This window comes from Actinoplanes sp. L3-i22 (genome assembly GCF_019704555.1).
Classification (GTDB): domain Bacteria; phylum Actinomycetota; class Actinomycetes; order Mycobacteriales; family Micromonosporaceae; genus Actinoplanes.
Window position 1 is genome coordinate 9538428 of sequence record NZ_AP024745.1, and the last position, 15625, is coordinate 9554052.

Annotated in this window: 6 protein-coding genes; 1 reads left to right on the forward strand and 5 read right to left on the reverse strand. The window is 67.4% G+C overall.

The genetic code is table 11. The features are described 5' to 3' along the window. Nucleotides 1-209 precede the first annotated feature (209 nt). The 3 genes from L3i22_RS42375 to L3i22_RS42385 all read right to left on the reverse strand — a co-directional run bounded on the left by L3i22_RS42375 (nucleotide 210) and on the right by L3i22_RS42385 (nucleotide 11039). A complete protein-coding gene (locus tag L3i22_RS42375) occupies nucleotides 210-3902 on the reverse strand; it encodes a hypothetical protein (protein ID WP_221323074.1) in 3693 nt (1230 codons plus the stop codon). Between the two features lie 286 nt (nucleotides 3903-4188). Further along, nucleotides 4189-8538, reverse strand: a complete 4350-nt coding sequence (locus L3i22_RS42380) for a sacsin N-terminal ATP-binding-like domain-containing protein (RefSeq protein WP_221323075.1) — start codon at nucleotides 8536-8538, stop codon at nucleotides 4189-4191. Nucleotides 8539-9764: 1226 nt separating this feature from the next. After that, nucleotides 9765-11039 carry a restriction endonuclease gene (locus tag L3i22_RS42385; protein WP_221323076.1) on the reverse strand — a complete coding sequence of 425 codons (1275 nt, stop codon included), beginning with the start codon at nucleotides 11037-11039 and terminating at the stop codon, nucleotides 9765-9767. A 9-nt stretch (nucleotides 11040-11048) separates the two neighbouring features. Between L3i22_RS42385 and L3i22_RS42390 the strand changes: the two genes are divergently transcribed. Then, on the forward strand, nucleotides 11049-13367 hold the full coding sequence (locus tag L3i22_RS42390) for a hypothetical protein (RefSeq protein WP_221323077.1): 2319 nt from the start codon (nucleotides 11049-11051) through the stop codon (nucleotides 13365-13367). 65 nt (nucleotides 13368-13432) lie between these two features. Here L3i22_RS42390 and L3i22_RS42395 read toward each other — a convergent pair whose 3' ends face one another. Both L3i22_RS42395 and L3i22_RS42400 read right to left on the reverse strand, forming a co-directional pair. Further along, nucleotides 13433-14617 carry a hypothetical protein gene (locus tag L3i22_RS42395; RefSeq protein ID WP_221323078.1) on the reverse strand — a complete coding sequence of 395 codons (1185 nt, stop codon included), beginning with the start codon at nucleotides 14615-14617 and terminating at the stop codon, nucleotides 13433-13435. 539 nt (nucleotides 14618-15156) lie between these two features. Beyond that, nucleotides 15157-15540 carry a hypothetical protein gene (locus L3i22_RS42400; protein WP_221323079.1) on the reverse strand — a complete coding sequence of 128 codons (384 nt, stop codon included), beginning with the start codon at nucleotides 15538-15540 and terminating at the stop codon, nucleotides 15157-15159. Nucleotides 15541-15625: the final 85 nt, after the last annotated feature.

The following is a 15625-nucleotide window of genomic DNA, read 5'->3' on the forward strand; positions in this document are numbered from 1 at the left end:
TTTCTCGAAAGAAGGTCCGCTTCGTGGCAGGCTGCAGACCCCCGGGAGTGTGGTAGGCGCCCGACACCCAGACCCGAGGGGTCAGATCTGCTGCCGCATCTGCGGGTACCGAAAACCTCATCCGCGCTGGTCCAAGCCATCCCAACAGTCGGCGAAGGGCCTTCCCCTCGAACTTGAACACTTACGTCGGCGGCTCCAACGTCGCCTACCTAACCCCCCTCCTTCGAGGTCACCGGCTGACCAACGTCTGACGGAGAACCCGACCCGGAGACCGACACGCTCGGCCCAGGTTCGGCCGTATCCGTCGCGGTGGAGGCGCTGACCGAGGGCGGCGCGGGAGCGGGCGGGCTCGCCGGTTCGTCTTTGCCCTCACCACGCTGAACGAACCAGACGATTAGGACGCTGATCAGGGCGCTTCCCACAAAGAATGCCAGGGGACGTCCGTACCGGCTGAACGCGTTTATCGGCGGCGAGTCCGGAAGCCGGCTACTCTGAGTAATCCCAACGATCCCAATTACGCCGAACGCTGACGCAGTGATCCACGATGCCGCGACCTCGAAGCCGTCGCGTCCCCATAATCCCGCCGAGACGAGCGCGCACAGCACCAGGCCGCCGAAAATGCCCAGCGCATCCTTCCTTGTCAGTTGGAAGCCGGTTCGAGGTGGAGCCGTAGGTTCATCTTCTTCGATCGCCGCTGGAGGCTCCACCGCTGTGAGGATCTCGACGATCTCGCCAGGTTGGAGGGGATGCCAGTCGGTGCGGGCCAGGGCGGCCTTCGACAGCGCCGCGATGCGCTTGTACATAGGTTCATCCGGGAGTTCCGCCGCGATGCGTTCCAACGCCGCCACCGCCTCCGGTGTCCCACGCTCAGCGAGGCCGGGCAACATCCGGTCCCGGAAGATCCCCACGCTCTCCCGGTTATTCACCAGGTGGGCTCCCTGGACGTCGGGATCACCACCGCGGGGAAAGAGTTTGTCGGTGAGCATCCACAGCTCGACCGTCTGCCCCTCGTCCAGGGGCCGGGCGATCGCCTCGCCGTGGTCGGCGATGTTCCCGATGATCTGCCTAGCCAACTCGTCGTTTTCGACCATGAGATCGCGGACCACGGGCCATCCGGCGGGACCGCCGTGCCGAAGGACAGCAACCGCGAGACGGCGTTCGCGGTCCGGCCCGATCCTCGGCAACAGGTCGATCGCCGTCGCCGGGTCGAGGTTGACGAGCCGATCACAGGCCACCGCGATGGTCTCGTCATGGTGGACCGGATCGGTGATGATCCAGCGAAGCCAGGGCACATCCTTCTCGGTGAGCACCGGGGCCAGCCGCCGTAACGGGAACTGCGCGAAGTCCGAGTTTCTGCGCATGCTGCCGCCTGCCGCGTCAAGAAGTTCCCGCCGCGCTCGGTCGTAGATCCACTGAAGCGACAGCACCAGGGCGGGATCGTCACTAGACGGGGCGATGTCACCCATGATCATCTGGGCCAGTGATCGCCACCGAGAGTCCGGCAGAGTAGGCCGGCTGCTCTCCTCAGACAGTAGGACGAGAGCTTGAGCCGCGGAGTATGCCTGCCCGTCGCCGGAGGCAACCGCGAGATGGTCCAGGGCCGCGGCCAGCACGTCGCCGTGGTCGGTCAGAGCCCAGCCCGGTAGCGTCACGACTCGCAGGCTGCTCCTCGGATTGTCGTCAGGTGCACCCGGCGTGAATCGGGCCCAGTAGCAGAACGTGGGGAAGGCTTCGCCGGCCTCCAACCGCAGCGCCCGGGTCAGGTGCCCGCGCAGTTCGTCGTCGGAGAAAGACTCCGGTGTGTCGTCGGGCTCGTCGTCAGGTTCAGGAACCACGTCCGCAGCCGATCGTGGCACATCGTCCGGTACGAGGATGCCGGCCCGAACGAGACGAAACAGATCACGACGTTCGAGGCCTCTGTCACTGAGCGCATCGATCAGGGTTTGGCGAATTTTGTCCGGTAGAGCGGGAAGTCGGCTTCTCCGGCTCCGCGGCACTGGCCGGTGGTTGTCGAGCCGCATTACGAGCAGGTCTGCCACCGCCTCCCGGACCTGATCGTCGAGCAGATGACGAAGGCCAGCGACCAGGATGGCGTCGTGCAGATCCTCGGTGATGCCCCAGAGACCCCGGCTGTCGTCCACGGTCGGTTGCGTGGCAGCCGCCCAGACCAGCGAGTCGCGGACCTCCTCGGTGGTGAGTTCGTCGTTCGCGAACTTCTCCGGCAGGTCCTTGAGCAGGACCAGCCGGTAGGTGCCGAAGAAGTCGCGATTGTTCGGCTCCCGGAGAAGCCTCAGCACCGCCGGTACCCGAGTTCCAGCTTTCAGATGAGCACGCAGACCCACGCCGAGCAGCTGGTCGTCGGGATCGTCGAGGGCGAGAGCGGGATCCGCCAGTGTCAGCAGCGGACTGTCCGGGGCCGCCGGGACGAGGTCGAGAGCGGCTGACCCGGCTGCGGACCGGGTAGCGGCCATCCGCCGATCGTCGAGGGCCGTGGCGACCAGAACGTCGTTGAGCTCGACGCGCGAGGTGTGCCGGGCGATGTGAATCGCCAGGGCACAGGCGTCCTGCGTACTTGCCGGGTCGGTGAGAACCGTTCGCAGCCGCTGGACGAGACCGGGATGGCCGAGGGCGGCCACGTCGAGTTCGTGGATGCGGAGTAGTTCATAGGCCTGCGCAAGATCGATCAGCCGATCGACGAGGCCCTCGCGGTAGCCGGGCTCGGTGAGTTCCACGCCGCTGCGGATGAACGCTTCCGGGTCGGTGTCGAGCAGGCTGACGAACCGGTCCGGCGCCATGACGACCAGCCAGGCCGCGACCGCCTGGATCTGCGGCGCCAGCCGCCCGCCACGACCGTGCAGCATCCTCCGCAGCTGGTCCGCCGAGCGGCCGGTGCCCGCCAGGTGCTCGGCGGCCAGGAACTCCACGACGGTCTGGTGGGAGAAGGCGAGCCGGTCCTCCCCGGCGGTGTCGAACAGGGCGGTGTCCAGCACAGCGGCATAGCCTTCGACGCCGCAGTCCGCGACGGTGAGGCAATCTGCCCCGGCGACGTCGGAGAGGGTGAATAGGTGACGGCCGGAGAACAGGCTCAGCGTCGCCAAATGCCCCGCCGCGATCAGCAGGTTCTCGACATCGGCAGGACGGCGAGGGTCGTGCCGTCCGGCGGACTCGGACACCAGCCGGCGGCAGCTTCGCGCGAACAGGTCCCGCTGGTTCCCGGGCAGGGCCGGGCCGGAGTCGCCCGCGGCTCTGTACTCCTCCACCAGCAGGGAGAGCGTGTGTGGGCTGCTGGCAAGACCGGATATCCGTGACGCGCGCACCGCCGTCCGGAACGCATCGGCGTCCAATCCGGCTGCCCGGGCGTAGAGCAGCACGCCGGCGTCGGTCAGCGGCTGCAGCACGAGGACACCGATGCTGCGGTTGAAACGCCGGCGCAGGACATCCTCCACCGAGCGAAGCCAGGCCGCGCTACGGCAAACCAGGACCAGACGTGTGGTCTCGGGGAGGCGGGCGGCAACGTCGTCGATGAATTCGATCAGCTCGGCGACCCCGAGTGACGTCTCGTCGAGACTGTCCAGGGCGAGCAGCGCACCCGGAGTGTCCAGGTCGCGCAGCGCCTCGTCGATCTGGCTCAACAGCCGTTCGGGACCGCCCGCACCGCCCAGGGAGATCCGCTGAGCGTCGCCCTCCCAGCTGCCGGTGAGCACCCGGAGTTCAGAACTCTTGCCCGCGCCGGGCGGCGCCAGCAGGACGGTGCAGAGATTGCTCGTGACCCGCTGGGTGGGAATCAGTCCGGCCTGGTCGGCGAGCCCGAGTTCCAGCAGCATCGCGTTCTCGGCCGCGGTCGTATTGTCGTCACGCGCACGCCAATAACGCTGCCAGGACACCTCGGGAAGACCAGCCACCGGAGAATCGTACGAGGCGGTCCAGTGTGACTCCACGGCCGTACCGGCTGGTTGAATGGGGTGATGGGGGCATGGAACGCGTCGGCGGTCAGCCCTCGACCGCCCAGATCCAGTCCTTGGTGCTGCCGGCCGAGGTTAAGCATCGTCTGGCAGCCGTCGCGGTCGGTGCCGAACCGGCCTTGCGCGAGGATCTTCTCGCGGTCGTTGATGATCTCGATGGTCGCAGATCAGATCTCCATGAACCGACTCTCCGCAACGCGAGACGGCGCTGCATCTGGGGTAGATTTCATGGCCCGGGCAGTCCAGCCGGACCAGAACCGCGCAACGAATCGGCGGCGTCTGCACCGGTGGGCCGAGGCCGGCCTGGCTGCACAAACTCCACGAACTGACTCTGGGCGCCTACGACCGCGCCCGGACCATCTCCTTGAACGGGTCGGGTGCGGTCATGAGCCGGTCCGGCGGTGACGGCGAGGGTCATCTGGGCTTTGCTCAGCAGCAGCCTGCCGTTGCCGTCGTTGATCCGGCCGAGCGGGTCGGCGATCCGGGTGATCAGCGGTGTGGCCGTGTCGGTCCGGGTGACCCGGTAGACGATGTAGCGGTCGCGGTGGGCGGCCGCTTGAAGCAGTTCGGCGCCTGAGATGTAGAAGGGCTCGCCGGGATCGTCCGCCCGGGTTGACTTGACCTCGATGAAGATGGTCCGGCCGTCGTCGTCGACGCTGCGGAGGTCGTAGGGCGACAGTTCGTTGATCCGCGACTCCCACACGACGAGGTCGGGGTCTCGTCCGGCGGCGCGGAGCCGTTCACGCTCCACGTGGTAGGCGATCCCCTCACCGCGGTTGCCGACCCGGCGGTTCTCGGCGTCGGTCTGCACAGATGGGGCCGCGCCACCGTAGCCGCCGTGACGTGCGGTGACGGGCTTCTCCGCGAGCGCGCCGGGGGTCCCCTCGACGAGGCGCACCTGGCCGTAGTCGACCGGCGGGATCGGATCAGCGGCCGGGGCAGGCTCGGCAGAGGCGGAATAAGAGGTGGAGACGGGGGCGGGTGCGGAGGAGGCGGCGCCCGTGGCCAAGGCGGCGGCGGATTCGGGGCTGGGAGAGGAAGATGCATCGGCAGCGGCGGGCGGAGAGGAACCGGGAGCCGGGGTGGGAGAGGAACCGGGTGCGGACCAGCCGCCAGTCGGTGTCACGAGGTTGTCGAGGATGTGGCCGATCTCCTCTTCCGCGGGGAGGCCAAGCAACTCATGGGCCTCGTCGATGTCTTCCGGGCGGATCTGCCGGTCGGCCATCATGCTTTTAAGGTCGGCTTTCCGTGCGGTGAAGACCATGGTGACGGCGTCGGCGAGGCTCGGCGCGTCGAGGTGCTGGGCGAGTTGACGGCCGAACGGGAACCAGTGCGGTTCCCTCGTCTCGCGGTCGAGTTCGAGATAGACGGTGCCGACGCGGTGGGGCCGGGCGTCGTGCCGTTCAAATCTGGTGGCGATGTAGCAGACGGCGTCGTCGCGTTCGATGGCGTGGCCTTCGTACTCGTAGCGGAGTATCAGGTCGTCGCAGAGGACCAGCCGCAGGCGGCTCAGGGTGTTGCGTGCCATGGTCTCGGCTCGCGCATTCTCCGCCCGCACCAACGCCAGCAGGTAGGGCTTGGCCTGCTCGATCCGTTCGGTGACGGCTCGTTGCACAGGCTCGGTCAGATGATCGACGAAGGGTTCCGGAACAGTGGTCACCACATCGTCGAGGCGGACCAGCGACAGGTATCGGACGAGCCGCCCGAGACCGGTGTCGGCGTGCAGCATCGGCTCATGCCGCTCCCACGTCTCTTTCAGCAGCGGTTCGTCGGCGAACAGCGGCTGCGCGGCGAACATGAGCCGCCCATCGTGCCGTGCGAGTACCCGTACCGACGCTGGGTCGGCGTGCGGGGTTTCGTCGATCAGGACATCGTCGAGGGTCCGTTGCACCCACCGGGCGGCCAACTCGACGTCCCGGGTGACCCGGCCGAGGTCGTCCGCCTCCTCGGCCAGGCCGCTGAGAAGGGCCAGCAGGTCGTCGGCGCGGGGCCGGCCGGCGTCAGTGACGTGCAGGGCGCTCGCCACGGCGACCCCGCCCTTCATCTGACGCATCTCGTGGTGGATCCGCGGGATCCGTTCCCGGATGCGTCTTGGCAGGTCATGCTGGTCGATCCAGCCGTCCTGAGGTCGCACGAGCTCGGACGTGGAGCCACGGGCGACGGGCACCCAGGGCTGGGATCGGAGGGTGTAGGCGAACAAGGAGTCGCATTGCCTGTCGCGTTCTCCGGCGTGCTGGGACTGGGTGCAGTGGAACACCGCGGTCATGGCGGGTTCGTAGACGTCACCCCATCGGCTGGCGAGCTGCCGCCAGAGCGCGAGCAGCCGTAGCGGTTCCTGGCTGGCGGCCAGATCCTCGTGACGGTCGAGCCGGTAGGAGTACCGCAGCTGCTGCGAGTACGCGTGGCTCTGCGGGCAGCGCTCGGCTTTCTCGACCTCCGGCTGCACGCGCCACCGGTGGAACATCGCCCCGCGATGCGGATGGCGGTGGCTGTCCACCGGATAAGAGCCGTGCGCCTCGTCGAGGCGAGGATGGTCGCGGACACCGAGCATCTCGTAAAACTCCCGGTCGGCGTGCCGCTGGTCGGAGTCGCCCGGTGCCTCGGCGGCGAGGAACTCGGCCTCCCCGAACGGCCCGTAGATTGCCTCCAGATCCTCCGAGCCCGTCCAGTCCGCTCCGAAATACATCGTGGCACCGGCCCGCAGTTCCACCCGGTCACCGGCGGCCGTCCGGGCCGGCAGCAGGACCGTTCCCAGCGCCGGCACCAGACTTTCACTGCCCGTCCGCCGCACCTCGTGATACGCCCATAGCCCGGCCATCGCCTGCTCTCGCCGTTCCGGATCGGCCGACGGGTCGGCGAGGATCCGCAGCAGAAACGAACTGATCAGTTCCCGCCATTCGAAGGGCCGCACCCCAAGCTCTTTGAGCAGCGCCTCGACCCCCTCGACCCCCGGCACCTCGGCGATCGGCACCGGCAGGTCAACCGACACCAGCGAGTCACCTCGCGTCCGGGGGAAGAACACCGGTTCGTGCGCCGGCGCGACGACCTCACCGTGAACCGTGAGCACGCACGGCAACTCCCGCAGGTACCCGACGAACTGCCGCCCGGACGCCTGGTCCCGCCAGTCTGCAAGGAACCCGTAGTAACGGGCGGCGGTCTCCGGCGACGGCGGGCGCAGCAGGGTCATGAACTCCTTGACGGTCATCGCCTCGACCCGGGCGCTGCCGGTCAGGAACGACCGGACCGGACCGGCCGTCTCCAGGTCGGGCCGCAGGGCCCGGCTCCCGTCGAGGCCGGCAATCTGATGCGCGACGGCCGCGTCGGGAATGCTCTCCGGGAGCAGCCCAACCTCAACCGGCCGGGCCAGAGACCCGTCCGCGACCGGCAGGAAGGCGGTGCCCGCCAGAACCTCGCGCCAGCCGTCCCGCAGTTCCTCGCCTGCGCCGGGAGTAGGCGCGGAATCGGCGGGAACGACCGCGGTCACGGCGTCGTAGCCGGTCACCAGGGCGGTGCCGAGTTGCCCGGCCGACTCGGCGACCCGCGCGGTGAGCCACCGGTTGTACGGCACCGCCTCGGGTGTCGCGGCGAGCTGCCGCCGGTCCATCCCGAGCACCCATTCGGCGTGGACCATCACGTGCAGGCCAGGTTCCTCCTCGGTGGGGAAGTAGACGTGCATCGGGAACAGTTCGTCGGTACGCGGGCGACCGTCGGCGCCCAGTGGCACGGCGAGGGACCAGCGCACCACCTCGATTTCGGCCCACGCCTCTCCGAGCGGGGCCAGCAGTTCCCGCGGTGGCGCGGCCTCGTGCCGGTGGACAAGCCATTCCTCGTCGCCCAGTGACACCCGGCCGCCAGCGCTGCGGGTGACGTGAGCGGAGAAGTCGGCGCCGGCGCCGTGCAGGTCGAGCCGGTCGATGCCGGGCAGGAACAGCAGCAGCCGGGGCCGCAGGTGGGTAACCAGGTGGCTCGCGACGGTATCCCGGCCGACGCCCTCGCGCAGCGGCAGCCGGATGACGGTGCGGAACCCGTCGCCGAGCAGTTCGTCGATCACCGGGGCGTCGGGTCCGAGGTCGGCCGGGTCGACCGGGAACGGGAACGCGTAGACGGGCAGCCGCTGCCCGGCTGGCAGTGGACCGGCAAGCCGGGCGATCTCGCGGCGCAGCCAGGCGCCGTCGAACTGGAACCGGGTGGTGGTCGAGACGACCTGTGGCCGGTCGGTGATCTCGCCGACCGACTTGAAGCCGAGCCCCTTGTGACCGACCGCCGTACCAGGTCCTTTCGAGGAGCGGCCGAGCGAGCAGATCGCCTCGACCTGCACGTCCTGGAAGCCGAGGCCATCGTCGGCGACGATCAGGGCCGTGTCGGTCAGCACGAAGCTGGCGCGGCCGGCGGTCGCCGCGTCGTTGGCGTTCTGGAGCAGTTCGAAGGGATAGCGGCCGGAGTACTGCTGGCGGATCAGCTCCTGCGCACCGCCTCGCTCGTCGAGGCTCTTGAACAGGCTGCGGTGCAGGCTTTCCTTCACCTGGGCCGTGATCGCCGCGAACTCTTCCGCACGCAGCCTCGCCGCTTGATCCATCCCCGTACCCCTTCCGACGGTCCGGAAGAAATGTAGTTCAGAGCCACTGGCAGTAGGCCAGAGCCGGCTGCACTGATGCAGCAAGCCAGCCCGGGAGTCGATCTGGGGCCGGACGTGACGGTCTGGGCGCCTGGGCAGCCGCCGTGGTATTCACGGTCGGGCTACGCAGGCACAGACCGGCTGCTGATCGTTGCCGAGGTGCGACTGACCTCGACGATCGAGCGGGGCGGATACTACCTACGCCGGTGCCGGGATCCCGGCTTTCTGACTCCTCGAACTGGACAGCGTCGTGCGCCGGCACACCTTGGGCGTGGCCAGCTACGGGCTTGCCTCAGTCGTCACGCGAAGAGGTCACCTGACGGGTGAGCTCTCGGGTCATAGCACTCCCACGACCGAGTAGCGGTCAGCCGGAACCCGAACGCTCGACAGACCCCTCGATGGAACACTCCGGAAGCGAGGGAGAGGTCATGGGAGCAAACGCAGTAAAGAGGTCACGCTGTTCGGCGCTGCTGAGCTGCACAAACCTGCTCTTCGACGCTGTTGGGCGCTGTTCGTGGAGCGCTCCTGTGTGAACGTAGTCCGATCAAGCCGCTGACCAGGCAAAACGCAAATCAGGCCTGGTCAGACGCCGCTACCCAACGTTCTTGAACGCTATTCGACGCCGTTCGGCGCTGCCAGTGACCACCCCGTCTGCTCCCCGCCGATCACCCGGTTTGGGGAGCAGCGCCGCGCGACCCCCGCCAGAAACGCCGATTTCATCGCCACGGCGCTCCCCGCACCCAACAAGAACAGCCGGTGAACAGCACAAACACGCTCGCCGGGAGAACCTCCGCTGCTCCCCCCACCCAGCGGCACCTTGGCCCAGGTCCGAGGGCCGGCCAAACCCGGGAGGCCTGCTCCCCGCCAAACCTCGGCAAGACGCCCGGCGGAGCAAGCACGGGAGCACAGACCGGCCCGCCGACAGTCCAAAGAGGGGCCTTCGAGCTCGCTCAGGAGGCCAGCCGTACGAAGAAGATCTGTGAACAGATCGGGCCGAGCTGACCAGCTGTGACGGGGGCGGAAGCATTCCTAGCCGCGACCGGTACATATACACCGAACCGCGCAAGACCGGTGACAATGCGGGCCCGGCGGGTGCTCGCCGGCTGGTGACGCCAGCGGCGGTCATGAGGCGAGGCAGACCTCCTGTCGGCCGCTGGCTCGGCAGCGGAGCGAGTCACCGGTGGTACTCAGGCAGCGGCTTCCTCCTCCGCCAAGGGGTACGGGTCGGCCACGTCGTCGTCCAGCGGGTACCAGTCGTCCGCCGGGCCCCGGTACGCCCGGCCGCCGGGCCAGGACGGGGCACGCCAGCCCGGCCACAACTCCTCGATGCCGCGACGCCACCAGTGCCACCGCCACCGGTACCACCCGTACCTCAGGGGAACGAGGCAGAAGGCGGCCATTCCCACGACCATCGCCACCGCCGCGTACGACGGGTATAGCGTCTGTAACGCCTGGGAGCCGGTCAGCGCCGCGATGCTGATCACCTGTAGGACGCCCACGGCCAGGTAGGGGAACCGTGGCGGGTCGACCGGTTGCGGTTGCGGCTCCGGTTCCGGCGTGGCCTCCGGCGGGCGTAACGCGACGAGCGCTTCAGGAACGATCCGGCGTTCGGTCCAAGCGATGAAGTCCTCACGTGTCACCAGCACGATCGCCTGCTGCCCGCCGTCGTAGCTGTGCTCGGCGAACTCCCGGGCCGCATCGGTGACGTCCGCGGTGGTGATGAACGCAAGCGTCGTTGCCCGATAGTGCAGCGCCCCACCGCGGAACTCGCGCAGATCCCTCGGCCGGAACCGGTGCCTGCGGTCGTACCGTTTGCACTGCACCGCCAGCCTCACGTCCCCATCGGTGGCGACGATGTCCACCCCGTGGTCGCCCCTTCCAGGGGTCGCGGTGCCGGCGCCTACGACCTCGACCGTTGGCCACCCAGCCCGGCGCAGCAGCTCCGCAACATACTGCTCGAATTGCTCGCCGCTGTACCGGTCGACCAGGCTGATATGCCGCGTCGGCTCAGGAGCTCTGCGGATCGTGGTACCGACTGGTGGCCGCACCACTGGCGGCGGCCCGGGCGGCATCTGGCGGCGTCTGAATCGCGCCCATGCCAGCCGCCGAGCTTCGGCGCGCCGCCGGGCTGGAGTGTCGGCAAGGTATCGCAGCGAGTCGTTGATCTGGTCCAAATGGAACCTAAGTTGTCGCACTTCGTGACGCAGCTGTTCGCTGTCGTGGCTCAGCCGTCCGCCGAGGAGTTCCACGGTGGTTCCGGCGCGTTCGACGGTGCGCACCAGCGGGCCGTATGTGTCGAAGGCGTTGGCCAGCTCCATGCGTTGGAAATATGACGCGAGGCTGGCGTACGCCAGCGCGTACCCGGGATGCGGCTGTGCCGGTGCACCCGGATCAATCCCCGGCGGGGGGAGGTGGTGGCGCGCGGCGGCGGCGTACCGGGCCGCCAGCTCTTCAGGGTCCATGCTCACACGGTGATTCTGCGGTTGGGGTCTGACAAGAAGCCCGGCCACGGTTCACACCGTCGCCTTGAAACGGCCACGCCTGAAATTCGTCAGAGGGTGCCGGTAGCGTCGTCGGACGTGATCACGCAGTATTTCCCCGAGGCGGCGGCGCATCTCAGAACCGCCGGACTCGCCAAGGAACGGCTCTCCGATCTTTGGAGCGGCCTACTGAGCGACGGTCTGTTCGATACCGGCATTACCACCTTTCCGGACGGGACAGGTGTGATCGTCGCCTACGCGGACTGGCCGGCGAGCGCGCGCGAACAGCTCACTGCCGCCTTCAAGGAATGCGTCGACGAGCTGTGGGCGTGCCTAGACGCTCTGGTCACGGAGTCGGTGGCGATGTTCAGCATCCGGAACCGGCTGAACGATCCCGACGCCCCGCGCTTCTTCCCCATCGGTGATTCAGCGGAGAGCTTCGCGGCCTTGCTGGAACAGTCTTGCCTCGATGGCGTCTTGGCTTCCCAGTTCGCGCTGATTCGTGACTGCCAGCCGTATCAACACGAGCCGTCTGATGCGCGGCTGGAGAAACTTCGCACCGGTCTGCGATACCTCGTCGACTGGTCCAACGGGCTCGATGCTGGAGCGCTGTTAGCCGCTTGGGCCACCGCTGTTGACCCGGAGATCCGCACCGAACCTGCGGCGACATCAGTCCGCGTGCAGCCGCAGCCGCCGGGCGAACTGGCGGATGAAAGGGTGGTCGCGCAGTACACGGTCGAAGGTTGGTCGCCCGACATCACTGTGTCCGGGAGAGCCGGAAACTACATCGACTTCGCGTTTCCCGACGGTTTCGTACCCGCCGGACCGGACGACACCCTCGACGAACGGCTGCGCCACGCCATGCTCGTCGTCGGTATGTTCGGCGTCGCCTTCGCCAAGTTCGTCGAGCAGACGCCGGGTACCAGGCGCCTGCCGCGAACCGACGACGGAGACCCGGCAGGGGCCTGGATCGACGCACGCCGCTCAGCACGACGCTGGACCCAGTCGGAGCTGGACGAGGTGGCCGCGTCGGAACTCGGCTTGGGAGTGATCCGCGACGAGAATATCCTTACGCTGATCGTCTCCACCCCGGACGGCACCTTCCAACGCGTCGTGCCGGACGCCAGCCCGCTTCCACAGCGGGTCGCCCGGGGGACCGCAGCGGAGAATGCGATCCAAGATGCCGCCGCAACATGGGGTCTACCCGACTTCGTCCTGCGTCCGCAGCAAGAGCGCAAGGGCTCCGGCCTTCGGGAGGTCGGCGACGGACTGCTCGTCGTGGGGGAACGCGGCGTGGTAGTCCAGGCCAAGTGCCGTGACACCGAGCCGAAGGGTCCGGCTCGTGAGTCCGCCTGGCTGGACAAGAAGATCGCTGAAGCGGCCCGACAGGCCGACGGCACTGTACGACAGTTGTGCAGCCAACCCAGCAGGATGATCAACGGCCGTGGGCGCACGGTCGCCGTTGACGGCAACACAATCAGCTGGGCAGCCGTCGTGGTAATCGAACATCCCGAGCCGCCGACCGACCACCGGATACCCAAGATTGAGAGTCGGATCCCAGCGGTGGTTCTACTGCGCCGCGATTGGGAGTTCTTGTTCAACCAGCTTCGCTCGGCCCGCGCCGTCGTTGACTACCTGCACCGTGTGGGCGGCTCCACCGAGGTCCTGGGCACCGAGCCACATCGGTACTACGAGCTCGCGGCGGCCGACCGCGACGCCGCGAGCGAACCCATCGAATCGGTCTGGCCTGCGGACGCGGGTGAACGCAGGTCGGTTCCGCTGCTGCCGGCTGCACCCGCGGGTAGCGACGATGACGAAGCCCACGCGATGGTCCGGATCATGTGTGAGGACATCGCCACCAGTTTGCTCACCGAACAGTCGGAGCAGGACCTTCTCTACGTCCTGGCCGCGATCGACCGACTGCCGGTCGGATACCGTACCGATCTTGGACGACTCCTACTCGATAGTCTGCGAACAGTCCGCGATACCCCACCGGACGAGATCGCGTGGCGGTTCCGAACATTCCGTACCACCGTTCCCGGTGAGATACAGCTCGGCTTCGGCGTCTGCTCGCAGTTCTCGGAGGTCACTCGCGAGGCGTTCAGATCATGGTTCCTGCTCCGACACCACGAACGCGGAGCAATTGAACCGCTGACGAACCTGACGTCCGTCGGCGTGATGCTGACCCCGAACCGCACCGGGCACCGCGACTGGGACACGACGATGATGGCCATCACCGGCGACCCCGAGCTTGATCCGGAGGAGCTCGCCGGCAGTCAAAGACTTTGGAACAGACCCACCGGAACATAGCCTCGCCGAGAAAATCCGGTCAAGCCGACAGCACGCTCGTGCCCTGGCGAGTCAGACCTCCAGGTTCAGGTTGTTCCTTTATCGCGCATAATCGCTCGGATTATCTGGAAGATGGCACGAAATCCGGAGAAATCCACATGCGCGAAGGCGCCCTGGGCATGCAGGACGTACCCGGCGAAGTGGGCCTTGGAGATCGCGACCCGATTGCCGTCGACATCGACGACCTGGCTCGCCAGCTTGGTGACAAGCTTTCGGTCCCGAGGAACGGTCGCCGGCTGCGGCCGGACGACCAGCAAGGGCGCTCCCGACGACTGCGGAACTTCGTACACCTCGTCCTCGAAATACATGCGCTTGCCGTGGCTGGTGGTTGTGGCCAGGTCAGCGTCGCTGTATAGCAGCTCGATCGGCAACTTCTGGTCGGGCTCTCGATGTGCTGGCACGGGCAGGACGAACGAGTAGACGTTGTTGCCCCAAGACTGGAAACCGTTCAGTGGGCCGAGACGTTCGAGCTGACGCAGCCGGGCCGGGTTGTCGCGGTCGAAGACAGCGATGACCTTGTTCTTGTTGGGTGGGCCGAAGCGCGCCAATTGCTCGCATACGGTATATAAGGTTGCGTCACCGAACTTGTCTCCGGGATCGAAAAAACCGAGCGGAAGGTCAGCGGCCAGCCGCCGGTGCGCCGCCTGGATGTGCTGCACGTCGGTCTTACCCTCGGCTAAGATGTGCGGCTTCTCGTCCTCAAGCAGTTGGGCTTGGATGTTTTTGACGATGCGGGCACTGTGGAGGGCGTTTACGAGTGGCCCCAATTGTTGCCAGACTTCATCAGCGCGGGTGATCTCACGAGTGAAATTGAAGTACAGGCCAAATTTCCATCCGGACTGGATCACGCAGATGACACGATCACCGGAGCTGATTTCTACACCCGGAACCTGGTAGCTACTGATGTCTCGAACGTCTTCGACTCCAACCGGCTCCCCCGCTGCGATGTCTCGCGTTGCCGTGCCGGTGACCATCGGTTGGTACTCCGTGTAGACGTCCGCGGAACTGTCAGGGTGCAGCACTACGATGAAGTTGTAGCCGCCGCCGTGGAGTCCCGCCGGCGTCAAGAATCCTTGCTCTATCTGGTTGATGTAGAGGTAGAAGCGGGGATTGTCGGCTGTCATGCATGCCAGATTGACAATGGCAACATGCTCACCGTATTCGGCGCCGTGAACAGCAAAGCCCGCGAGGTCGCCCGCCTGGATCGTCACCTTTCGCATGCTTGCCCCGCATGTCCCAGATATCGCAATATCACCCAACCATAACGCTCGATGCAGCGGTCAACCTCATCGTGCAACGAAGCAAGGAGCGTTCAGCTCGCTCGCCGTGGGCGTCTCGCCGCGGGCGCTCGCTCGGACGGCCGAGATCCACGCGGTGCAGAGCACGAGCACCAGCACGGCGGCATGCCATGCCTGCCGTACCCGCCGCTCATCCCACACGCCCGGTCCCCTCCTCCGACCGCCCGAGCCTATCGCGCCGAGCCACACCCCCGGCGGTGTCGCTTACCTGCTTGTTCGTGCGGTCCGCCAGGAGTAGGCAGGCTACGTGGTGGTCGGCTCCGACGGGGCTTTCATCGCCGTCCTCATTCTCTGTGGACTGGTCTTCATCCCCACGACCGTTCTGTCCGTGCTCTTCCTGTCCGCCGGGCTGAGCATCCTGCGGGCCAAGGGTTACCGGCGCGCGGCGGCTTGGTGGGCGGTGGTCGCCGTGGCCGTCCCGCCGGCCCTCTGCTTCGCCGTAGTGCTCGAGGTCATCGCGGATCGGCCTTCTCCACCGACCGATGTGGCACCCCGCTCTGGATGGTGAAATCCGCGCGCGGGGCACGACCAACGTCGACGTCAACCAGCCGCTCTACACCGCCCTGACCCGGGTCGGCGGCGGCGATCCGCTGCGGCTGACGGTCGGGCCGGACGAACCGGCCGTCACCACACTGGATGGACACGTCGTCGAGAAACGCGTTCCGCTGCCCGAGCGCTGGCTGCGCGGTCTCGCCGAGGCCGGATTCCTCGCCGCCGGGTTCGACCTGCGCGCGGAGGTTCCCGGCGGGCAGGCCGCACAGCTGCTGCACCGGCTGCCCGCCAACCGCGGCGACGATCGCGGGCTGGTCCCGGCCGGGCGGCTCGGTGCGCGCCACCACCGCCGCGTCGCCGGGCGCCGTGTGCCTGGCGGGTGCGCACCGGCTCGGCCTCTTCCGGCCGCTGCTGCCGTTCACCCGCACC